This is a genomic window from Paraburkholderia sp. HP33-1 (assembly GCF_021390595.1).
Classification (GTDB): Bacteria; Pseudomonadota; Gammaproteobacteria; order Burkholderiales; family Burkholderiaceae; genus Paraburkholderia.
Window position 1 is genome coordinate 1,619,621 of sequence record NZ_JAJEJR010000001.1, and the last position, 21,306, is coordinate 1,640,926.

The 21,306-nt window shown below is 65.9% G+C and carries 16 protein-coding genes; 5 read left to right on the forward strand and 11 right to left on the reverse strand.

The window, feature by feature from the left end; all coding sequences use genetic code 11:
* Positions 1-9: 9 nt before the first annotated feature.
* Entirely contained in the window at positions 10-672 is a 663-nt protein-coding gene (locus L0U81_RS07360; RefSeq protein ID WP_442793392.1) for an arylesterase, read from the reverse strand.
* Between L0U81_RS07360 and L0U81_RS07365 the strand changes: the two genes are divergently transcribed.
* Positions 671-1,357, forward strand: a complete 687-nt coding sequence (locus tag L0U81_RS07365; protein ID WP_233801267.1) for an ABC transporter ATP-binding protein — start codon at positions 671-673, stop codon at positions 1,355-1,357. The two genes, L0U81_RS07360 and L0U81_RS07365, sit on opposite strands and share 2 nt — an antisense overlap.
* Positions 1,358-1,415: 58 nt before the next feature.
* On the opposite strand, the gene pgi is transcribed toward L0U81_RS07365, so the two are convergent.
* The 3 genes from pgi to L0U81_RS07380 all read right to left on the reverse strand — a co-directional run bounded on the left by pgi (position 1,416) and on the right by L0U81_RS07380 (position 6,348).
* Positions 1,416-3,038, reverse strand: a complete 1,623-nt coding sequence (gene pgi, locus L0U81_RS07370) for a glucose-6-phosphate isomerase (RefSeq protein WP_233801269.1) — start codon at positions 3,036-3,038, stop codon at positions 1,416-1,418.
* Positions 3,039-3,232: 194 nt separating this feature from the next.
* Positions 3,233-4,873 (reverse strand): NAD(P)H-hydrate dehydratase, encoded by a 1,641-nt coding sequence (locus L0U81_RS07375; RefSeq protein ID WP_233801271.1) that lies wholly within the window; start codon positions 4,871-4,873, stop codon positions 3,233-3,235.
* 179 nt (positions 4,874-5,052) lie between these two features.
* Entirely contained in the window at positions 5,053-6,348 is a 1,296-nt protein-coding gene (locus L0U81_RS07380) for an FAD-dependent oxidoreductase (RefSeq protein ID WP_233801273.1), read from the reverse strand.
* A gap of 313 nt (positions 6,349-6,661) precedes the next feature.
* Between L0U81_RS07380 and purL the strand changes: the two genes are divergently transcribed.
* Entirely contained in the window at positions 6,662-10,744 is a 4,083-nt protein-coding gene (purL, locus tag L0U81_RS07385; protein ID WP_233801275.1) for a phosphoribosylformylglycinamidine synthase, read from the forward strand.
* Between the two features lie 161 nt (positions 10,745-10,905).
* Here the strand turns inward: purL and L0U81_RS07390 are convergent, their stop codons facing one another.
* The 5 genes from L0U81_RS07390 to L0U81_RS07410 all read right to left on the reverse strand — a co-directional run bounded on the left by L0U81_RS07390 (position 10,906) and on the right by L0U81_RS07410 (position 14,768).
* Positions 10,906-11,685, reverse strand: coding sequence for a peptidylprolyl isomerase (locus L0U81_RS07390; RefSeq protein WP_233801277.1), 780 nt, complete (start codon positions 11,683-11,685; stop codon positions 10,906-10,908).
* 10 nt (positions 11,686-11,695) lie between these two features.
* Positions 11,696-12,007, reverse strand: coding sequence for a BolA family protein (locus tag L0U81_RS07395; RefSeq protein WP_233801279.1), 312 nt, complete (start codon positions 12,005-12,007; stop codon positions 11,696-11,698).
* 1 nt (position 12,008) lies between these two features.
* A complete protein-coding gene (locus L0U81_RS07400) occupies positions 12,009-12,539 on the reverse strand; it encodes a septation protein A (protein ID WP_233801281.1) in 531 nt (176 codons plus the stop codon).
* A 163-nt stretch (positions 12,540-12,702) separates the two neighbouring features.
* The gene (gene msrB / locus L0U81_RS07405; RefSeq protein ID WP_233801283.1) at positions 12,703-13,125 is read right to left on the reverse strand and encodes a peptide-methionine (R)-S-oxide reductase MsrB; all 423 of its coding nucleotides are present in this window, start codon (positions 13,123-13,125) and stop codon (positions 12,703-12,705) included.
* An 86-nt stretch (positions 13,126-13,211) separates the two neighbouring features.
* Positions 13,212-14,768, reverse strand: coding sequence for a protein adenylyltransferase SelO (locus L0U81_RS07410; RefSeq protein WP_233801285.1), 1,557 nt, complete (start codon positions 14,766-14,768; stop codon positions 13,212-13,214).
* A 130-nt stretch (positions 14,769-14,898) separates the two neighbouring features.
* Between L0U81_RS07410 and L0U81_RS07415 the strand changes: the two genes are divergently transcribed.
* The 3 genes from L0U81_RS07415 (at position 14,899) to L0U81_RS07425 (ending at position 20,160) form a co-directional block, all read left to right on the forward strand.
* Positions 14,899-16,584, forward strand: coding sequence for a 3-(methylthio)propionyl-CoA ligase (locus tag L0U81_RS07415; RefSeq protein ID WP_233801287.1), 1,686 nt, complete (start codon positions 14,899-14,901; stop codon positions 16,582-16,584).
* 169 nt (positions 16,585-16,753) lie between these two features.
* Positions 16,754-18,844 (forward strand): 3-hydroxyacyl-CoA dehydrogenase NAD-binding domain-containing protein, encoded by a 2,091-nt coding sequence (locus L0U81_RS07420; RefSeq protein WP_233801289.1) that lies wholly within the window; start codon positions 16,754-16,756, stop codon positions 18,842-18,844.
* Between the two features lie 137 nt (positions 18,845-18,981).
* Complete coding sequence (locus L0U81_RS07425) at positions 18,982-20,160, forward strand: acetyl-CoA C-acyltransferase (RefSeq protein ID WP_233801291.1); 1,179 nt, start codon at positions 18,982-18,984, stop codon at positions 20,158-20,160.
* Positions 20,161-20,177: 17 nt separating this feature from the next.
* On the opposite strand, the gene L0U81_RS07430 is transcribed toward L0U81_RS07425, so the two are convergent.
* Positions 20,178-20,690: an LEA type 2 family protein gene (locus L0U81_RS07430; protein WP_233801293.1), complete on the reverse strand. Its 513-nt coding sequence runs from the start codon at positions 20,688-20,690 to the stop codon at positions 20,178-20,180.
* Between the two features lie 69 nt (positions 20,691-20,759).
* Complete coding sequence (locus L0U81_RS07435) at positions 20,760-21,158, reverse strand: hypothetical protein (protein ID WP_233801295.1); 399 nt, start codon at positions 21,156-21,158, stop codon at positions 20,760-20,762.
* Positions 21,159-21,306: the final 148 nt, after the last annotated feature.

Genomic DNA, 21,306 nt, shown 5'->3' on the forward strand with positions numbered 1-21,306 from the left:
GCAGGTGTTTCAGTGCGGAGAACTTGTGCGAAGGAGTGGTTTGACCGCGGGCCATACGTTGTTCAGCAGCGCGGGCTGTGCCTGCTGGGTAGGGTGGAGCTGATCGGCCTGGAACATGTCAGGCTTATCCACGATGCCGGCGAGCAAAAACGGCACGAGCGGCAGATGGAACTCCTTCGATAGCTCGCCGTACAGGCCATGGAACTTTTGCGTGTAGTCAGGGCCGTAATTAGGCGGCACATACATGCCGACGAGCACGACCTTCGCGTGACCCTGCTGCGCCTGTTCGATGATCGTGCGCAGGTTGTCCTCGGTCGTGGAGAGCGGCACGCCGCGCAATGCGTCGTTGGCGCCAAGCTCGACGATCACGATGCTCGGCTTGAGCCGTTCCATCAGCGCAGGCAGGCGCGCGCGTCCGCCGCTCGTTGTGTCGCCGCTGATGCTTGCATTGGCGACGCTATAATCGATGCGCTCTTCGGCCAGACGCTGACGCATCAACGCGACCCAGCCCGTATCGCGGGGCAGGCCGTACTCGGCGGAAATGCTGTCGCCTAGCACGACGATTACCGGCTTCGCGGGTTCTGGCGCATTCGCAGCGTGAGCCTGCAACGGTAAGAAAACCAGCGCGGCGGCCATCATGGTGGCGCGCACTTTCAACCTACGCTTCACCATGCCAAACAGAACTGATCCAGTCATTGAAGTGCGGGGCTTGTGCAAGAGGGTTAAGGATGCGACGGGCGAACTGACGATCCTCGACGACATCGATCTTGCCATCGATGCGGGCAGCAGCGTGGCGATCGTCGGTGCATCCGGGTCGGGCAAGTCTACGCTGCTCGGCTTGCTCGCGGGATTGGACAGCGCGAGCGCGGGCTCGGTTCGGCTGCTCGGCCGCGAACTCGGCGAGCTCGACGAAGACGGGCGCGCCGCGTTGCGCAGCGGGGCGGTCGGTTTCGTGTTCCAGTCGTTTCAATTGATGCCGCATCTGACCGCACTCGAAAACGTCTCGTTGCCGCTCGAGCTGCAAGGCGGCATCGGCACCCGCGAAGCCGCCGCGCGTGCGCGCGAGCTGCTCGAAGAGGTCGGGCTCGGCAAGCGCACCGGTCACTATCCGAAACTGTTGTCGGGCGGCGAGCAGCAGCGCGTCGCGCTCGCGCGCGCGTTCGTCACGCGCCCGGCGATCCTGTTCGCCGACGAACCTACCGGCAGTCTCGACGCGGCCACCGGCCATGCGGTGATCGATCTGATGTTCGAGATGAATCGCGCGCATGGCGCGACGCTCGTGCTCGTTACGCACGACATCGAACTCGCGCGCCGTTGCGATACGACGGTCACGATCGAAGCGGGGCGGCTCGCTTGACGACGCTTGCGCTCGCGTAGCGCAAGCGTGTCGTCGGGGCCGTAGCCCGCCTGGCCTATCAGCGCTTCAGCGCAGCCCGTGCCCGTGCGATCAGCGTCGACGTCGACGAGTCGTGCTTCTTCACGTCGGCACTCTGCGCACCCAGATCAGCTTCGACGACCTTGCCGAGGATCTTGCCGAGCTCGACGCCCCACTGATCGAACGGGTTGATGCTCCACACCGACGCCTGCACCAGCACCTTATGCTCGTAAAGCGCGATCAGCGCGCCGAGCGTACGCGCGGTCAGCGCGTCGAGCAGCAGCGTCGCGGTCGGCCGGTTGCCGGGGAACGTGAGGTGCGGCGCGAGCTCCGGTTTGTCGGGGCCGGCCACTTTCTTCGCTTCTTCAAGCGTGCGACCCAGCATCAGCGCTTCGCTTTGCGCGAAGCAGTTCGCGAGCAGCTTCGGGTGATGGCTCGCTAGCGGATGCTCGGGCGTCAGCACCGCGATGAAATCGATCGGCACGATCGTCGGGCCCTGGTGCAGCATCTGGAAGAACGCGTGCTGGCCGTTCGTGCCCGGTTCGCCCCACGTGACCGCGGAAGTCGCATAGTCGACCATCACGCCGTCGAGACGCGCGGATTTACCGTTGCTCTCCATTTCGAGCTGCTGCAGATACGACGGCAGAAAATGCAACGCCTGCGAGTACGGCGCGACCAGGTAGCTCTGCGAGCCGAAGAAGTTGCGATACCAGATGCCGATCATGCCGAGCAGCACCGGCAGGTTCTTTTCGAGCGGCGCGGTGCGGAAATGCTGGTCCATCTCGTTGGCGCCGGCGAGCAGTTCGTTGAACTGCTGCGGGCCGACCGCGAGCATGATCGATAGACCGACTGCCGACCACAGCGAATAGCGGCCGCCGACCCAGTCCCACATCTCGAACACGTTCTCCTTCGCGATCCCGAACTTTACGACTTCGACCGGATTCGCAGACACACCCACGAAGTGCTTCGCCAGCGCGTTTTCGGGGCAGCCCTTCTGGATGAACCAGTCGCGCAACGAGCGCGCGTTGGTCATCGTTTCCAGCGTCGTGAAGGTCTTCGACACGATGATCGCGAGCGTTTCTTCGGGATCGATCTGCTGCATCACGTTGTACAGATCGGCGCCGTCGACGTTCGACACGAAATGCGACGAGATCTCCGGCGTCGCGAGATGATGCAGGGCGTGCACGACCATCTTTGGCCCGAGATCCGAGCCGCCGATGCCGATGTTCACGACATGACGAATCCGTTTGCCGGTGTAGCCGGTCCACGCGCCGCTGCGGACCTGCTCGGCGAACGCGGCCATTTTCTTGCGCTCGGCCTGCACTTGCGCGAAGAAGGGCGCGTTAGGGTCAGTTGCGCGCAATGCGGTGTGCAACGCGGCGCGGCCTTCGGTCGGATTGACGACCTCGCCCGCGAACATCGCGTCGCGGCGTTTCTCGACGCCGGCTTCGCGCGCGAGTTGCACGAGCAGCTGCAAGGTTTCGTCGGTGATGCGGTGCTTCGAGAAATCAGCGGCGAGACCGCCGCCCGCGAACGTGAAGCGTTCAGCGCGCGTGGGAGCGGGATCGTTCTCGGGGGCGAACCAGTCGCGCAGATGCGCATCGCGAATCGTGTCGTAATGCGTCTGCAGCGAGGACCAGGAGGGGAGCGAGTTCTGGGTCATAGCGTCCGTCTAACCAGGGGGCACGAAGGAAGGCGCGCGCATGAAGCGCGGCCGAGAATGATGCGGCGCAGACAGTCAGTATAGCGGGGATGCGTGACGGGCAGCAGTGCCTTGCGCCCGCACGCAATGATGGAGTTGGCGATGTTTCATCGATGTGAACGAGCGAGGCGAACGCGCGGCGCGCGATGCGTCCCTCAGGCAACCGTCGTCGGATAGAACAGCCGGTTCAACAAGGTCCGCACCATCGGCGCCAGCTCGCCCGCCGTCAGACCCGCAGGGCCGTGGCCTTGCGCGCTCAACGTATCGGCGGCGAGGCCGTGCAGGTAGACGCCCGCGAGCGCAGCCTCAAAGCGCGGCAAATGCTGCGCGAGCAGCGCGCCGATGATGCCGCCGAGCACGTCGCCGGTCCCGCCTGTCGCGAGCGCGGCGTTGCCGGTCGGGTTCAGTGCGAGGCGGCCATCGGGCGCGGCAATGATCGTGCCGACGCCCTTCAGCACGACGACGCACGCAAAGCGCGCCGCGAGCGCGCGCGCGGCCGCGAGCCGGTCGCGCTGCACGCTCGCCGCATCGCTGCCGAGCAGACGCGCTGCTTCGAGCGGATGCGGCGTCAGGATGCACGGATCGCCTTGCACGCCGCGCGCGGCGACCTCTGCAGCGAGCGCGGGATCTTTCGCGATCAGGTTCAGCGCGTCGGCGTCGAACAGCTTCGGCACGTCGAGTTGCAGCACGTCGTGCAGCACGTGCGCCGCGCGTTCACCATGCCCCATGCCGCAGCCGATCGCAAGTGCGTCCATCGCGTGGAGCGGCAGCGTGTCAATGGGATGCAGCATCAGTTCGGGGTGCGGTGGATCGTAGGGCGGGGCGCCTTCGCCAAGCAGCGCGACGTGGACCTTGCCCGCGCCCGTGTAGAGCGCCGCGCGCGCCGCGAGGATCGGCGCCCCGCACATGCCGGTGTCGCCGCCGACCACCGCGAGGCTGCCGAAGGTGCCCTTGTTGGTCGCGAAGTCGCGTGGAGGCATGAAGGGGCCGAACAGATCGGGGGCGCTGAGCTGGATCACGTTGGCGCCGGTGCTCGTGGCGGCATCCCGGCCGCCGTCGCCGTTGATCCCTGCCGCGAGCCCGATCGGTGCGACCGTCACCCGGCCGGCGAGGTCGCGGCCCTGCGCGGTGAAAAGCCCCGGCTTTGCGCCGATGAATGTGACCGTGTGCGTTGCGTGGACCGCCGCCGCGCCGTTGCCGCCGATCACCGCGCCAGTGTCGCTGTCGAGCCCGCTCGGCACATCGAGCGCGAGCACGGCGCCTTGGGCCGGGCGTACTTGCGTGCGCTGCGACAGCTCCCGCGCGAGCGCCGCGAACACGCCATCGAGCGGCCGCGCGAGGCCGATGCCGAACATGCCGTCCACGAGCCAGCCGTAGCCGTCGAGCGAGGCGGGCGGTGCCGTGTCGATCGGCACGCCCGCGGCGCGCGCGGCGTCGAGCGCCCAGCGCGCGTCGGCGGGCTTCACTTCAACCGGCATGCAGACTGCGACGGCAATGCCGGCCTTGTGCAGTTCCGTCGCGACGACCAGCGCGTCGCCGCCGTTGTTGCCCGGACCGGCGATCAGCCATACGCGCTGCTGCGAATTCGGCACCGACGTATCTGCGGCAATTCGTTGGAGCAGCCAGCGCGCGGCCGCGTGGCCGGCGCGCGCCATCAGCGTGTGCTCGGGCAGGGCCGCGGCGGCCTGGGATTCGGCGATCCGCAAGTCCGTCAGCGTCAGCAGCGGCAGCGCGCGCGGCGGCGAGTCGGTCAGCGGATCGAAAAGGATGGGCAGCGAGTTGTCTGCGTCTGTCATGGCGAAACCTGGCGGTGCGCCCGCGGCTCGGCGGGCAGACTTGGGAATCGCTATGGTAGTGCCGATAGCCGCGCGGCGTGCGGCTGTTTCGCCGCGTGCAGCGGGCGGGGCGCGTGGAGCGCAGGGGTGCCGGGAGCGTGCTGTCAGCCCGCCGGACCCGCCAGAAAGAACGCGAAACCTTACTGAAACCGCTCCGGCCGCAAGGCTGCGAGCGTGTCCTGCGGCAGCGTCGGCGTCTGTCCCGACATCAGCTCGGCAACGAGCTTGCCCGCGCCGCACGCGAGACCCCAGCCGGCCGGGCCGTGCCCAACATTGACGAACAGCCGCGGATGCAGCGCGTTGCCGATCACCGGCAAGCCATCGGGCGACAGCAACTTCACGCCTTCCCACGGCAGCGCCGCCGAGATGCGCGCGGCGCCGGGAATCCAGTCATGCGTCGCCTGGCCCAGCAGCGCGAGCGCCTCTTTGGTCAGCGCTTCACCGAGCGGCTTGTCGATCTGGCTGGCGCTTTGCAGCACCGCGCCGCCCGCGATCCGCAGCCGATGGTTCATACGGCTGATGCCGATGCGCTTGACCGCATCGACGATTGCGACGTGCGGCGCGCATTCCTCGTGCGCGATCGGCGCGACCAGCGTATGCAACCGCAGCGGATGCAGCGGCAGCCTGAGCCCCACGCGCTCGAGCAGCGCGAGGCTGCCGTGACCGGCGGCGACCACGACCGCGTCAGCCTGGACCACGTCGATTTCGCGCGAGCGCGGTGCGTTGTCGCGTGGCGCCAGTTCGACCGCCGCGCGCTGGCTTTCGAGACGAATGCCGCTCACCTCGGAGTTCTGCATGAACTGCACGCCACCGAGCGTATCGAGCACCTGCTTGACGAGCTTCGTGAAGAGCGGGCAGTTCGCGGTGCGCTCGTGTTCGAACAGCACGCCGCCGGCGAATTCCGGATCGGTGGGCACCGCATGCTCGAACGCCGCGCATTCGGCCGGGCTCAGCACGTGATGTGGCACCTCGAACTGGCCCAGCAGATCGAGTGCGGACGCGCTGAGCTCCCATTCTTGAGCGGCGCGCACGAGGTACAGCAACCCGCTCGCCTGTTCGAATTCGAGACCGAAGCGGGCTTCGACGTCGGCCATTGCGTCGCGCGAAGACTCGATCAGCGGCCGCAGCAACCCGTACTGCCGCGCGAACGCCTCGGGTTCCTGCAATTGTCCGAGCTGCTTGACGAACTGCCGCGCGGCGCCGTTGAATCCGGTCTTGCTGATTACGCCATTTTTTGCGTTGTGGCGGCTCGCCATGAAGGTCGGGCCGAACCAGACGTCGAGCGGCGTCGGCAGCACGTTGCCGCCTTGCCCGTACGTGGCGCCTTGCGCGACAGTCGCGTGACGCTCGACGACGCATACCCGGTGGCCGGCCGCGCGCAGGTGATAAGCGGTGGCGACGCCCGCTATCCCGCCGCCAATGACGATGACATCCATGCTCTGATTCGATATGCCGACGGGCGGCTCGCGCACGTTCCCGTTGGGTGTGACATGCGGCGCGCTGCCGGGTGTTGCCCGGGTCATACGCGCCGATCTGATGAAACGCGAATGATAGCAGTCAAAGTACCCGCGCGGCGACGTGACAGGTGGCGCGGCGACGGCTCGCGCAGCCCGGCGCGGGCTACTGCCCACGCACCCCGCAGCCCGTCGGACACCCGTTCCCGGGGTATAATCCCGGACTTCCTTTCCGCCTCACGTCGCCTGCATGCGCGACTCTCCGGCATCATTGAGCGACGCAACGTCAAGTCCCATGGCCCACTTCTCGTGTTTCCCCGGCGCTTCGGCCCTTTCCGATTTCCGTCAAACCCGCCTGCTCGACACGCTCACGCGCATCGACCCGAATATCACCGGCGTGCGCGGGCAATATCTGCACTTCGTCAACGCCCAGACCGAACTGTCCGCTGAAGACAGCGCGAAGGTCGAGGCGCTGATGCACTACGGCGATCCGTTCGAAGCAGGCAAGGAACGCGGCGCCGTCGAGACCTTCCTCGTCGTACCGCGCTTTGGCACCGTGTCGCCGTGGGCCAGCAAGGCAACCGACATCGCGCATCTGTGCGGTCTCACCCAGGTGCGCCGCATCGAGCGCGGCGTCGAGTACACGGTTACGTTGAAAAGCGGCCTGCTAGGCGGCAAGAAGACGCTGTCCGACGAAGCCCGCGCGGCCGTCGCCGCGGCGCTGCACGATCGCATGACCGAGAGCGTCGCACCGTCGCGCGACCATGCGCTGCATCTGTTCGACGAACTGCCGGCCAAGCCGCTGCAAACCGTCGACGTGCTCGCGAGCGGCCGCGCCGCACTCGAAACCGCCAACGCAGAACTCGGCCTCGCGCTTGCCGACGACGAAATCGACTATCTGGTCGACGCATTCACGAAGCTCGGCCGCAACCCGACCGACGTCGAACTGATGATGTTCGCGCAGGCCAACAGCGAACACTGCCGCCACAAGATCTTCAACGCGGACTGGACGATCGACGGCGAGAGGCAGGACATGTCGCTGTTCAACATGATCCGCAACACCGAGAAGTTGAACCCGCAGGGCACGATCGTCGCGTATTCGGACAACTCGGCGATCATGGTCGGCGGCATGGCCGAGCGCTGGTTCCCGCGCACGCCGGCCGACCTCGGCGCGGGCGAACTGCCCGAACAGTACCGCCGCGGCGTCGAGCTCACGCACACGCTGATGAAGGTCGAAACGCACAATCACCCGACCGCGATCTCGCCGTTCCCGGGCGCCGCGACCGGCGCGGGCGGCGAAATCCGCGATGAAGGCGCGACCGGCCGCGGCGCACGTCCGAAGGCGGGTCTGGCGGGCTTCACCGTGTCGAACCTCGAACTGCCTGCCGCCGTCGAGACGTGGGAAAACGCACGCGACACCGCCCAGCCGCTCGCGCAGCGCAACCCAGCCGACCAGCACGAAGCGTACGGCCGCCCGGACCGCATCGCGTCGCCGCTGCAGATCATGATCGACGGCCCGCTCGGCGGCGCCGCGTTCAACAACGAATTCGGCCGTCCGAACCTCGGCGGCTATTTCCGTGCCTACGAGCAGAACGTCGCGGGTCTCGTGCGCGGCTATCACAAGCCGATCATGATCGCGGGCGGCATCGGCAATATCTCCGACCAGCACACGCACAAGCACGATCTGCCGGAGGGCTCGTTGCTGATCCAGATCGGCGGCCCGGGCATGCGCATCGGCATGGGCGGCGGCGCCGCGAGTTCGATGGCAACCGGCACCAACACCGCCGAGCTCGACTTCGACTCGGTGCAGCGCGGCAACCCGGAAATCGAGCGGCGCGCGCAGGAAGTGATCAACGCGTGCTGGCAGCTCGGCGACAAGAACCCGATCCTCAGCATTCACGACGTCGGCGCGGGCGGTCTGTCGAACGCGTTCCCGGAAGTCGTCGACGGCGCGGGCAAGGGCGCGCTGTTCGAATTGCGCAAAATCCAGCTCGAAGAAAGCGGCCTGTCGCCGCGCGAAATCTGGTCGAACGAAGCGCAGGAGCGCTACGTGCTCGCGATCGCACCGGCCGATCTGCCGGCGTTCGAAGCGATGTGCAAGCGCGAGCGCTGCCCGTTCGCGGTGATCGGCACGGCCGCCGCCGAGCGTCAGCTGAAGCTGATTGATTCGGAGCAGAACGAAGCCGCGCATCAGCCGGTCGACATGCCGATGGAAGTGCTGCTCGGCAAGCCGCCGCGCATGCATCGCGACGTGAAGCGTGTCGAACGCAAGCTCGAACCGGTCGACGTGACCGGCCTCGCGCTGCAAGACGTCGCGCAGAGCGTGCTGCGTCATCCGACGGTCGCGAGCAAGTCGTTCCTGATCACGATCGGCGACCGCTCGGTCGGCGGCACGACCGCGCGCGACCAGATGGTCGGCCCGTGGCAGGTGCCGGTCGCCGACGTCGCGATCACGACGATGGATTACGCGGGCTTTAGCGGCGAAGCGATGACGATGTCCGAGCGCACGCCGCTCGCCGTCATCAACGCGGCGGCGTCGGGCCGCATGGCGGTCGGCGAGGCGATCACGAACATCGCGGCGGCGCCGATCGCGTCGCTCGACAAGCTGAAGCTGTCGGCCAACTGGATGGCCGCGTGCGGCGCACCGGGCGAAGACGCGGCGCTCTACGACACGGTCAAGGCGATCGGCATGGAGCTGTGCCCGGCGCTCGGCATCGGCATTCCGGTCGGCAAGGACTCGCTGTCGATGCGCACGCGCTGGGAAGAAAGCGGCGTCGCCAAGGAAGTGGTCGCGCCGGTGTCGCTGATCATCTCGGCATTCGCGCCGGTCGAAGACGTGCGCCGCCATCTGACGCCGCAACTGCGCCGTGCGAGCGAAGTCGGCGAGTCGGTGCTGATCGCGATCGATCTCGGCCGCGGCAAGCATCGTCTGGGCGGCAGCATCCTCGCGCAGGTCACGCAGCAGGTCGGCGATACGGTGCCGGACGTCGACGATCCGGAAGATCTGAAGCGCTTTTTCAACGCGATCCAGGCGCTCAATCGCGACGGCAAGCTGCTCGCGTACCACGACCGCTCGGACGGCGGCCTGTGGGCGACCGTTTGCGAAATGGCGTTCGCGGGCCATGCGGGCGTGTCGCTGAACGTCGACATGCTCGTGCTCGACGCGCACCACGAATCCGATTACGGCGACGCAAAGGACTGGGCGAAGCAGACCAGCGGCCGTCGCGAAGACCGCACGCTGCGCGCGCTCTTCAACGAAGAGCTCGGCGCCGTCGTGCAGGTGCGCGCGGCCGATCGCGACGTGGTGCTCGCTGCGCTGCGCGAGCACGGTCTGTCGGCGTGCTCACACGTGATCGGCAAGACCAACGAGCGCGACGTGATCGAGATCTATCGCGACGCGAAGAAGGTCTACGAAGCACCGCGCGCCGAGTTGCATCGCACGTGGAGCGAGGTGAGCTGGCGCATCGCGCGTCTGCGCGACAACCCCGCTTGCGCCGATGCCGAATACGAAGTGCTGCTCGACGCGGCCGATCCCGGCATCACGCCGGTGCTGAGCTTCGATCCGGCTGAGGACGTCGCCGTGCCGTTCATCGCCAAGGGCGCGCGTCCGCGTGTCGCGATCCTGCGCGAGCAGGGCGTGAATTCGCATCTGGAGACGGCCTATGCATTCGATCGCGCCGGCTTCGATGCGCACGACGTGCACATGAGCGACCTGCTTGCGGGCCGCGCGAATCTCGCCGATTTCGCGGGCGCGGTCGCGTGCGGCGGCTTCTCGTACGGCGACACGCTGGGTGCCGGCGAAGGCTGGGCGAAGACGATCCGCTTCAATGCGCAACTGGCCGACATGTTCGCTGCGTTCTTCGGTCGTGACGACACGTTCGCACTCGGCATCTGCAACGGCTGCCAGATGATGAGCAGCCTCGCATCGATGATCCCCGGTGCCGAAGCATGGCCGAAGTTCACGCGCAACAAGTCGGAGAAATTCGAGGCGCGTTTCTCGCTCGTCGAGGTGCAGGCATCGCCGTCTCTGTTCTTCGCCGGCATGGAAGGCTCGCGCATCCCGGTCGCGGTCGCGCACGGCGAAGGCTTTGCGGACTTCTCGCAGCAGGGTGACAAGTCAAAGGTTGCGGTCGCGATGCGCTATGTCGATCACCGTGGCCAGGCGACCGAGCAGTATCCGTTCAACCCGAACGGCTCGCCCGAGGGCATCACGTCGGTCACGACGGCTGACGGCCGCTTCACGGTGCTGATGCCGCACACCGAGCGCGTGCATCGCGCGGTGCAGATGAGTTGGCATCCGCAGGGCTGGGGCGAGATCGGCACCGACGCGAGCCCGTGGCTGCGCGTGTTCCAGAACGCGCGCCGCTGGCTCGGTTGATGGGCCGAGGGGCCGCCCGCTTGCGGCGGTCTCTGTGCGGCGGCAGCACGCTGTCGCCGCCAACCTCGCAGCAATAAAAAAGCCGCCCACAGGCGGCTTTTTTGCATTCGGAGTTCAGCAGCGTCAGGCGGACTACCCGAAAACAATCCGCCTGCTGAGTCTTACTGAATCTTTGCGTTCTTGCGCAAATTCTCTTCGAACGCCTGCAGCTTTTCCTGCTGCATTTGCTGCACGATCTGCGCGCGCACTTGCTCGAGCGGCGGCGGCGTGACGGCGCGGATGTCGTCGACACGGATGATGTGCCAGCCGAATTGCGTATGCACCGGTGTAGCGGTCATCTGGCCTTTCTGCAGGTGCGTGGCCGCGTCCGCGAATTCAGGCACGTAGGCCTTCGGGTCCGACCAGTCGAGGTCGCCGCCGTTCTTGCCCGATCCCGGATCCTTCGAGTACTGCTTCGCCAGATCCTCGAAGCTGGCGCCGGCCTTGATCTTTGCGATCAGGTCCTTCGCCTGCTGCTCGTTGTCGACGAGGATATGGTGCAGGTGATATTCATTGCCGGCCGTTTGCTTGACGAGTGCGTTGTAGCGCGCGGTGATCTCGGCGTCGGTCGGCTGGTTGTTCTTCACGAAGTCTTCGATCAGCGCGCGCAGCACCACGGTTTGTTGCGCGACCGCGACTTGCGCCTTGACGTCCGGACGGGTCGGCAGACCGCGGCGCAGCGCTTCCTGCATCAGGATTTCACGATTCACGAGCTCTTCGCGCACGGCCTGCTGCAGCTGCGGCGTGTCCTGCTGGCCCTGGTGAACGAGTTGCTCGATCAATGCATCGGCGCGCGACTTCGGAATCGGCGTACCGTTCACGACGGCGATGTTCTGTGCGAATGCAGGTGCGGCCGCGAACGCAGCCAGCAATACCCAGAGGCGGGTTTTCTTCAATGTCATCGAAAGGTTCCTAGCGGGGCAACAAAGCAAATTCTTCGGGCGTATACGCCGTGATGGCAAGGGCATGAATGCCGCGCTGCATGGCATCGGCCAGCGCATCATACACCATGCGATGCCGCGCCACGCGGGGCTTGCCGGCAAACGCGACCGCCACGATCGTGACGCTGAAATGACCGCCGGCTGAGGCGCCTGCGTGACCCGCGTGCTGCGCGCTGTCGTCGGTGATGTGGATCGACTCGATGGGCGCGAGCGCAGCCGTGAGGCGCGCTTCGATCAGCGCGGCGCGCTCGGCCGTGGTGGCGTGCATGAACAGGTCGCTCATGTCATTCCTCCTTCAGGTACTTCGACAGCCACAGGCTCTGTCCGACGATGAACACGAGCAGGCAGCCGGTCGCGCCGAACAGCTTGAAATTGACCCACTGATCGGTCGTGTAGTGATACGCGACGAACAGGTTCAGGAGGCCGAGCAGCACGAAAAACACCGCCCAGATCAGGTTCAGCTTGCCCCAGATCGCGTGCGGCAGCGTGATCTGCTTGCCCATCATCGCTTCGATCAGGTTCTTGTTGAAGCCGAGTTGCGAGACGATCAGCGCGACGGAAAACGCCCAGTACAGCACGGTCGGTTTCCATTTGATGAAGGTGTCGTTGTGCAGCACGAGCGTCGCGCCGCCGAATACCACGACGACGCCGAGGCTCACCCACAGCATCGGGTCGACCTTGCGGTGGCGGAACGCCACCCACGCGATCTGCACCAGCGTGGCGACGATCGCCACTGCCGTCGCCGTGAAAATGCCCCAGATCTTGAAGGCGACGAAGAACAGGATGATCGGGAACAGATCGAACAGGAATTTCATTATCTGGTCGGGAAGTCGGAGAGTGAGTCGAACGGTGACGGGCGCCCGGTTGGCGTGCAAGGTGCGCGATTGCCGCTGGCGAGCGGGACCGCCGCATAGGAAAGGCGCCGCGCGCGGTACGCGTCGCAGCGCCTGAAGCGGGCAGGTTCACTGCCGCGCCGCATTACTTGGGCTCGAATTGTAACGCAGCGGAATTGATGCAGTAACGCAGACCGGTCGGCGCCGGCCCGTCCTCGAACACGTGGCCGAGATGCGCGCCGCAGTTCTTGCATTGCACCTCGATGCGCAGCATGCCATGCGAGCGGTCGGTCTTCTCGGCGATCACTTCGCCGTTGATCGGCCGGAAATAGCTGGGCCAGCCGCAGCCGGCGTCGAACTTGGTGTCCGATTCGAACAGCGGCGTGCCGCAGCACACGCAGTCGTAGACGCCGCGTTCCCAGTGATCGCTATAGCGGCCCGTAAATGGGCGCTCGGTCGCCGCGTGACGCGTCACCTGGTATTCGATGTCGGACAGCTGCTGGCGCCACTCGGCGTCGGTTTTCTGCACGGCGGGGGTGTCGCGCTTGAGATCGTCGGGGTTGCTCATGGTCGGGTTCCTGTCTCGGGTTTGTCTTGGTGTGTGTCGGGTGTTTTCTGGCGGGGCAGTCGTGGCGATTCAGCTGCGCGGACGCGTCATGACGAACAGCTCACTTCCAGCGAACTCGCCCAGTCGGGCGGCAGGCCGGCATAGGCCGCGTATTCGGGTTGCTCGTCGAATGGCCGACGCAGCACAGCCGCGAGCCGTTCCACTTCGGAGAAATCCTTCTCTTTTGCACGCTGGATCGCGGTTTCCGCCAGATGGTTGCGAAGTACGAATTTGGGGTTCACGCGATTCATTGCAATGGCGCGCGCGGCATCGTCGCGCGACTCTTCGGCGAGCCGCGCGCGGTAGTCGTTCGCCCACGCGTCGAAGGCGGCGAGATCGAGGAACAGGTCGCGCGCCGGCGCATCGCCGCTCGCGTCGTGTTTCGACAGGCGCGCAAGGTTGCGGAACGTCAGCGTGAAATCGGCGCGGTTCGCGTGCATCACTTCGAACAGCCGGTTGACCAGCGCGTCGTCGCCTTCGCGCGTCTGTTCGAGGCCGAGCTTCGCGCGCATGCGGTTTTCGAGCGCCGGCGCGAAGCGCTCCTTGAAGCCGGCGAGCACGTGCTGCGCATCTTCGACCGCCTTGTCGGCGCGCACGCTTTCGTCGTGCCGCGCGCCGAAGAGCGGCAGCAGTCCCTGCGCGAGGCAGAAGAGGTTCCAGTACGCGATCTGCGGCTGCAGCCGGTACGCATAACGGCCTTGCGTATCGGAGTGATTGCAGATGTGGCCGGCGTCGAAGCCATCCATGAAGCCGAACGGGCCGTAGTCGATGGTCAGGCCGAGGATCGACATGTTGTCGGTATTCATCACGCCGTGACAGAAACCGACCGCCTGCCAGTCGACCATCAGATCCGCGCTGGAGCGCACCGCTTCGGCGAGCAGTGCCAGATACGGATCGTCGGCCTCCTTGCAATGCGGATAGAAGCGCTCGATCACGTGATCGGCCAGCGCGCGCAATGCGTCGACGCGATCGTTCGCATAGAAGTGCTCGAAGTGGCCGAAGCGCACGAAGCTCGGCGCGACGCGCGTGACCACCGCGGCGGTTTCGATCGTCTCGCGCCGCACCGGCTGGTCGGAGCCGATCACGCATAACGCGCGCGTGGTCGGAATGCCGAGATGATGCATCGCCTCCGAACACAGAAATTCACGAATCGACGAGCGCAGTACCGCGCGGCCGTCGCCCATGCGCGAATACGGCGTGCGGCCCGCGCCTTTGAGCTGCAGTTCGAAGCGCTCGCCGTCGTGTTCGAGCTCGCCAAGAACGAGCGCGCGACCGTCGCCGAGCTGGCCGGCCCACACGCCGAACTGATGTCCGGAGTACACCGACGCATAAGGCAGCGAGTCGGCCGGCCAGTCGCGCGTCGCGTTACCGCAGAACAGATCGATGAAGCCCGGCTCGCGCTCGATGCCCTCAGGCAAGCCGAGCTGCGCGGCGGCTTCGGCCGAGAAACCGACGAGGTAGGGTGCGTCGAGCGGCGCGGCGGGCAGGCGCGTGTGAAACGTGCCGCCGAGCCGCGCGAACGCGTTGGCTGGGGGAGTGGCAAGTGTGTTGGAAAGATCCGTCAAAGCCGCGGATAGCCCTGCAATGCTTGGGGAAAACGACATGTTGAGCGCCTCTGGATTAACCGATATTGTAAGTCCGCGCCTGCGGCGACGCTGGCCGGCCGCCTTCGTCGCTCGGACCATGCCCGCCGACACCCACAAGCACAAGCACAAGCCGAGGAGACCCCGCCTTATGACGACGCCGCTGCTGGGCCAGATGATGGACGTGCCGCTCAACGTGTCATCGCTGCTCGCGCATGCCGCGCGGCATTTCGGCAGTACCGAGATCGTGTCGCGGCGCATCGAAGGCGATCTGCATCGCTACACGTACCGCGATTGCGAGAAGCGCGCGAAACAGCTCGCACAGGCGCTGCTCGCGCTCGGCGTCGAACCGGGCGAACGGATCGGGACGCTCGCGTGGAACGGCTACCGGCATCTCGAAGCGTATTACGGCATCACCGGCTTCGGCGCCGTGTGCCACACGATCAACCCGCGGCTTTTCGCCGAGCAGATCGCGTACATCATCAATCACGCCGACGACGCGTACGTGTTGTTCGACACGACCTTCGCCGCGCTCGTCGACACGCTCGCGCCGCAGTGCCCGCGCGTGCGCGGCTGGATCGCAATGTGCGACGAAGCGCATCGGCCGGCCATGCAAACGCCGGATGGCCGGCCCCCCGTGCTGTGCTACGAAACGCTGATGGACGGGCAGGACGGCCGCTTCGACTGGCCGGCGCTCGACGAGCGCCAGGCGTCCTACCTCTGCTATACGTCGGGCACGACCGGCAATCCGAAAGGCGCGCTGTATTCGCATCGCTCGACGGTCCTGCACGCGTTCGGCGCGGCGCTGCCCGACGCGATGAGCCTGTCCGCGCACGACTCGGCGCTGCCCGTCGTGCCGATGTTCCATGTGAACGCATGGGGCCTGCCTCATGCGGGCCCGTTGACCGGCGCGAAGCTCGTATTTCCCGGCAAGGATCTCGACGGCAAGTCGTTGTACGAACTGATGGAAAGCGAGCGCGTCACGTATTCGGCGGGCGTGCCGACCGTATGGCTCGGTCTGCTGAACTACCTGCGCGAGACGGGCGCGAAGTTTTCGTCGCTCGAACGCACGGTGATCGGCGGCTCAGCGTGTCCGCCCGCGATGCTGCGCATCCTGGAGGACGACTACGGCGTGCAGGTGATCCATGCATGGGGCATGACGGAGATGTCGCCGCTTGGCACCTTGTCGAAACTGACGTGGGAGCAGAGCCAGCGGCCCATCGCGGAGCAGCGCAAGCTGCTCGAAAAGCAGGGCCATGCGATCTATGGTGTCGATATGAAGATCGTCGGCGAGGATGGCCGCGAGCTGCCCTGGGATGGCGTTGCGTTCGGCGATCTGCACGTGCGCGGAGCGTGGGTGATCGACCGGTACTTCCGCACGGACGAGTCACCGCTCGTCGATGGCTGGTTCCCGACCGGCGATGTCGCGACGATCGACCCCGACAGCTTCCTGCACATCACCGACCGCTCGAAGGACGTGATCAAGTCGGGTGGCGAATGGATCAGTTCGATCGACATCGAGAACGTCGCGATCGCACATCCGGCGGTCGCGGAAGCCGCGTGCATCGCGTGTGCGCATCCGAAGTGGACCGAGCGGCCGCTGCTCGTCGTCGTCAAGCGCGCGGAGCACGAGCTCACGCGCGACGAGCTGCTCGCGTTCTACGAAGGCAAGGTCGCGAAGTGGTGGATTCCCGACGACGTCGTGTTCGTCGACGAGCTGCCCCACACGGCGACCGGCAAGCTGCAGAAGCTGAAGCTGCGCGAACTGTTCCGCGCCCACGTGCTGCCATCTGCGCTTGAAGACAGCCGCAACTGTCCGCTGACACCCTCCGCCTAGGGGAAACCCCGCTCGCCAACAAATTGAACGCTCGTGCTTTTTTAGTGTATTCTGCCTGCTGACCCCGGAGCCGTCGCTTGAAAAAGCCTGACAATGAGCAGGCTCGACGGACCGGACAGGCGGCGCATCAGGCGCCGCCTCAATGCATGGATCGCACGGAGGCACGCAGATGGCAGTGGACTACACAACTCGTGACGGCGTCGCCGTCCTCACGCTGAACAATCCTCCCGTCAACGGGCTTGGGCTGTCGACGCGAACGGGTATCGTCGAAGGGCTCGAGCGCGCGCAGAACGATCCGGCCGTCAAGGCCATCGTGCTGACCGGCGCGGGCAAGGCCTTTTCGGGCGGCGCCGACATCACTGAATTCAATACGCCGAAGGCGACCCAGGAGCCGACGCTCCCGACGGTCATTGAAGCCGTCGAAGGCAGCGCGAAGCCGGTCGTCGCTGCAATCCACAGCGTCGCTATGGGCGGTGGCCTCGAGCTTGCGCTCGGTGCTCATTACCGCGTCGCGGCGGCCGGCGCGCAGATCGCGCTGCCCGAGGTGAAGCTCGGCATCCTGCCAGGCGCGGGCGGCACGCAGCGTCTGCCGCGCGCGATTGGTCTCGAAGCGTCGCTGAACATGATCGTGTCCGGCGCGCCGGTGCTCTCCGAGAAGCTCGCCGATTCGGGCCTGTTCGACGAAGTCGTCGCGAACGCCGCCGAGTTGGCCGACACCGCGCTCGCTTTCGCGCGCAAGGTCGGCGCGCAGGCAGGTCCGCATCCGAAGGTGCGCGACCGCAAGATCGAGCATCCGAACGCGGCTGGTTTCATCCAGTTCGCGCGCAACAGCGTCGCGGCAATCGCGAAGAATTTCCCGGCGCCGCATAAATGCATCGACGCGGTCGAAGCCGGTGTAAACGACGGCTTCGACAAGGGCCTCGCATTCGAGCGCGAATGCTTCACCGCGCTCGTGCAGACGCCGGAGAGCCGCGCGCTGCGTCACGCGTTCTTCGGCGAGCGCGCGGCGAGCAAGATTCCCGATGTGCCGTCCGATACGCCGGTGCGCGACATCACTCAGGTGGCCGTGATCGGCGCGGGCACGATGGGTGGCGGCATCGCGATGAACTTCATCAACGCGGGCATTCCGGTCACGCTGCTGGAAACGAAGCAGGAAGCGCTCGAGCGCGGTCTCGCGACGATCCGCAAGAACTACGAGGCGTCCGTCGCGAAAGGCAAGCTGAAGCCCGAGGTGATGGAGCAGCGCCTCGCGCTCCTGAGCCCAACGCTCTCCTACGACGACCTGAAGCAGGCCGACCTGATCGTCGAAGCCGTGTTCGAAGAACTGGGCGTGAAGGAGCAGGTATTCCGCCGGCTCGACGAAGTCGCGAAGCCCGGTGCGATTCTCGCGTCGAATACGTCGACACTCGACGTCGACAGGATCGCCGCGTTCACGAAGCGTCCGCAGGATGTGGTCGGCATGCACTTCTTCAGCCCGGCCAACGTGATGAAGCTGCTCGAAGTCGTGCGCGGTAAGGAGACCGCCAAAGACGTGCTCGCCACCGTGATGAAGCTCGCGAAGAAGATCAGGAAGACCGCGGTCGTGTCGGGCGTGTGCGACGGCTTTATCGGCAATCGCATGATCGAGCAATACATTCGCCAGGCGCTCTTCATGCTCGAAGAGGGCGCGCTGCCCGCACAGGTCGACCGCGCCATCGAGAAGTTCGGCTTCGCGATGGGTCCGTTCCGCATGAGCGACCTCGCCGGTAATGACATCGGCTGGGCGATCCGCAAGCGTCGCTATCTGGAACACCCGGACATGCATTACTCGAAGGTCGCCGACCGTCTGTGCGAGATGGGCCGCTTCGGCCAGAAGACCGGCGGCGGCTGGTACGACTACAAGGCGGGCGATCGCACCGCGTATCCGTCGAGCGTGGTCAACGACATGATCGGCGAGTACTCGAAGGAAACCAGCGCGGAGCGCCGCAAGATCAGCGACGAGGAAATCGTCGAGCGTCTGGTGTTCGCGCTCGTCAACGAAGGCGCGAAGATTCTCGAGGAAGGCATCGCGTCGAAGGCGTCGGATATCGACATGGTCTATCTGACCGGCTACGGCTTCCCGCTCTATCGCGGCGGCCCGATGCTGTACGCCGACACGGTCGGGCTCTACAACGTCGAGCGCGCGATTCGCCGCTATGCGGCGCGGCCGAACGGCGACGCGTGGAAGCTCGCGCCGAGTATCTCGAAGCTGGCCGCCGAAGGGCGCGGCTTCAACGGCTGAGTCGAACGCACGGATTGAGCGATGCGGGTTCGGCTTGCATCGCTCGCATGAAACGACAGAGGCGGCGCGGTGATGCGCTTTTGAGCGCACGGCAGTGAGCCGGCGCGCCGCTTTCGACATAGCAATTGGAGAAACGCATGACTGATGCCGTAATCGTATCCACCGCCCGCACGGGCCTCGCCAAATCGTGGCGCGGCGGTTTCAACATGACGCACGGCGCGACGCTCGGCGGCCACGTGACGCAGGCCGCGGTCGAGCGCGCGAAGCTCGACCCGGCGCGCGTCGAGGACGTGATCATGGGTTGCGCGAATCCGGAAGGCGCGACGGGCGGCAATATCGCGCGGCAGATCGCGTTGCGCGCGGGCCTGCCGGTCAGCGTGCCGGGCATGACCGTGAATCGTTTCTGCTCGTCGGGATTGCAGACGATCGCGCTCGCGTCGCAACGCGTCATTGCCGGTGAAGGCGACGTGTTCGTCGCGGGTGGCGTCGAATCGATCTCGTGCGTGCAGAACGAGATGAACCGCCACATGCTGACCGAAGGCTGGCTCACCGAGCACAAGCCGGAGATCTACTGGTCGATGCTGCAGACCGCCGAGAACGTCGCGAAGCGCTACTCGATCTCGAAGGAACGTCAGGACGAGTACGGCGTGCGCTCGCAGCAGCGCGCGGCGGCCGCGCTCGAAGCGGGCAAGTTCAGGGACGAGATCGTGCCGCTGACGGTTCTCGCCGGCGTCGCCGACAAGGCGAGCGGCCGCCTCTTCACGAAGGAAGTGACCGTCAGCGGCGACGAAGGCATTCGCGCCGACACGACGCTCGAAGGGGTGTCGAAGATTCGCACCGCGATGCCGGGCGGCGTGATCACGGCGGGCAATGCGAGTCAGTTCTCGGACGGCGCATCGGCCTGCGTGGTGATGAACGCGAAAGTCGCGGAACGCGAAGGGCTGCAGCCGCTTGGTATTTACCGCGGCTTCGCGGTGGCCGGTTGCGAGCCTGACGAAATGGGCATCGGCCCGGTGTTCGCGGTGCCGAAGCTGCTCAAACAGGCCGGCCTGAAGGTCGAGGACATCGACTTGTGGGAACTCAACGAAGCGTTCGCGGTGCAGGTGCTGTATTGCGCGGACAAGCTCGGCATTCCGCACGACCGACTGAACGTGAACGGCGGCGCGATCGCGGTCGGCCATCCGTATGGCGTCTCGGGCGCGCGGCTGACGGGTCATGCGCTCATCGAAGGCAAGCGGCGCGGCGCCAGGTTCGTCGTCGTCACGATGTGCATCGGCGGCGGGCAGGGCGCGGCAGGTTTGTTCGAAGTGGTTTGAGCGGACGTGGGCCGGGGTCATTGCCAGCCCGCGTCCGATGACGGCAGGCTTAGCGTCCCCTGATCGGTGAATCGCGTGGTACCGGTCATGCCACCCGCGAGCTTGCCGCGCAGAACGTACGGAACCTGTCCGGACTGCGCGGCGCCGGCTAACGCGAAGGCTTGACGAACCGCGGCGAAAGCCGGCACGGTCAGCGGCACGGTGACGACGGTTTCGCCGAAGCGCGGCACGGTGCCGCTCTCGTCGCTGACTCCGCTCGCGAACGGCTTGCCGTTCAGTTCGAGATCGAGCGACACGCCGTTGAAGCTGATCGGGGAGTCGTTGGGATTCTGCACGCGCAGCTTGAAGTTGAAGCGCATCTCCATGCCCTGGCCAGCGATCGGCTCGATGCCCGCCACATTGACGCGCAACGGGTCGGCGCCGAACATCCCCGCGCAGCCAGCGAGTGTCAGCGTGACAACGACAACGACGGCGAACAGACGCCACACATCTGAGACCTTGCCTGGCAGCAGCGCGCGAAAGAATGACATGGCCTGCACCTCGAACGAAGCGGGTTGGTCATGCATTGTAACGGGCCGCGTGGCGCGCGCAGTGACGTTTCAGGCGGCACGCCGCCACCGTATGCGCACGACGCAAGCGAGACGCCGAACGGCTTGCAGAATGAAACCGCGCGCGCTGTGTTCAGCGCGCGCAGGCAGCACGATGAACGCGGCGCGATTGCCCTGCGTCGCGCGGATCGACACGACGCCACGTTGCGACGTCACAAACCGCTCGCCTTCTTGCAACGTGAACGACATGAGCGGGGAGTCGTTGCCGAGCCACGCGAGCGAATGATCGCGGAAGACGAGTTGCAATGCACCTTCGAGCGCGATGATCGAACTGCGGGCGCGCAAGTCGTGCAGGACCATCTGACCGGCGGCAAGACGCGACGCCGCGGGGCGATGCAGATCTGCATCGGGTAAAGAGCGAGGTTGATGGCGGGATGGACGCAAAGGCATGGCCGATTCCTTTAAACCGTTTTCGTGTCACACAGCTTAGGGAGTCCGTCCAGATGAAAACAGCCGCAGCGGCCGGCAATCTGAACCGGTACAGTGGTGGGTTTTGTCACGCTGTATCGGTCCGAATCACGTCGATGTGTATCTGTCG

What these genes read in the sequence shown, in the direction of transcription:
- L0U81_RS07365 (WP_233801267.1), top strand. Translation starts at nt 671, where the DNA reads ATGCCAAACAGAACTGATCCAGTCATTGAAGTGCGGGGCTTGTGCAAG.
- L0U81_RS07360 (WP_442793392.1), bottom strand. Translation starts at nt 672, where the DNA reads ATGGTGAAGCGTAGGTTGAAAGTGCGCGCCACCATGATGGCCGCCGCG.
- pgi (WP_233801269.1), bottom strand. Translation starts at nt 3,038, where the DNA reads ATGACCCAGAACTCGCTCCCCTCCTGGTCCTCGCTGCAGACGCATTAC.
- L0U81_RS07375 (WP_233801271.1), bottom strand. Translation starts at nt 4,873, where the DNA reads ATGACAGACGCAGACAACTCGCTGCCCATCCTTTTCGATCCGCTGACC.
- L0U81_RS07380 (WP_233801273.1), bottom strand. Translation starts at nt 6,348, where the DNA reads ATGGATGTCATCGTCATTGGCGGCGGGATAGCGGGCGTCGCCACCGCT.
- purL (WP_233801275.1), top strand. Translation starts at nt 6,662, where the DNA reads ATGGCCCACTTCTCGTGTTTCCCCGGCGCTTCGGCCCTTTCCGATTTC.
- L0U81_RS07390 (WP_233801277.1), bottom strand. Translation starts at nt 11,685, where the DNA reads ATGACATTGAAGAAAACCCGCCTCTGGGTATTGCTGGCTGCGTTCGCG.
- L0U81_RS07395 (WP_233801279.1), bottom strand. Translation starts at nt 12,007, where the DNA reads ATGAGCGACCTGTTCATGCACGCCACCACGGCCGAGCGCGCCGCGCTG.
- L0U81_RS07400 (WP_233801281.1), bottom strand. Translation starts at nt 12,539, where the DNA reads ATGAAATTCCTGTTCGATCTGTTCCCGATCATCCTGTTCTTCGTCGCC.
- msrB (WP_233801283.1), bottom strand. Translation starts at nt 13,125, where the DNA reads ATGAGCAACCCCGACGATCTCAAGCGCGACACCCCCGCCGTGCAGAAA.
- L0U81_RS07410 (WP_233801285.1), bottom strand. Translation starts at nt 14,768, where the DNA reads ATGTCGTTTTCCCCAAGCATTGCAGGGCTATCCGCGGCTTTGACGGAT.
- L0U81_RS07415 (WP_233801287.1), top strand. Translation starts at nt 14,899, where the DNA reads ATGACGACGCCGCTGCTGGGCCAGATGATGGACGTGCCGCTCAACGTG.
- L0U81_RS07420 (WP_233801289.1), top strand. Translation starts at nt 16,754, where the DNA reads ATGGCAGTGGACTACACAACTCGTGACGGCGTCGCCGTCCTCACGCTG.
- L0U81_RS07425 (WP_233801291.1), top strand. Translation starts at nt 18,982, where the DNA reads ATGACTGATGCCGTAATCGTATCCACCGCCCGCACGGGCCTCGCCAAA.
- L0U81_RS07430 (WP_233801293.1), bottom strand. Translation starts at nt 20,690, where the DNA reads ATGTCATTCTTTCGCGCGCTGCTGCCAGGCAAGGTCTCAGATGTGTGG.
- L0U81_RS07435 (WP_233801295.1), bottom strand. Translation starts at nt 21,158, where the DNA reads ATGCCTTTGCGTCCATCCCGCCATCAACCTCGCTCTTTACCCGATGCA.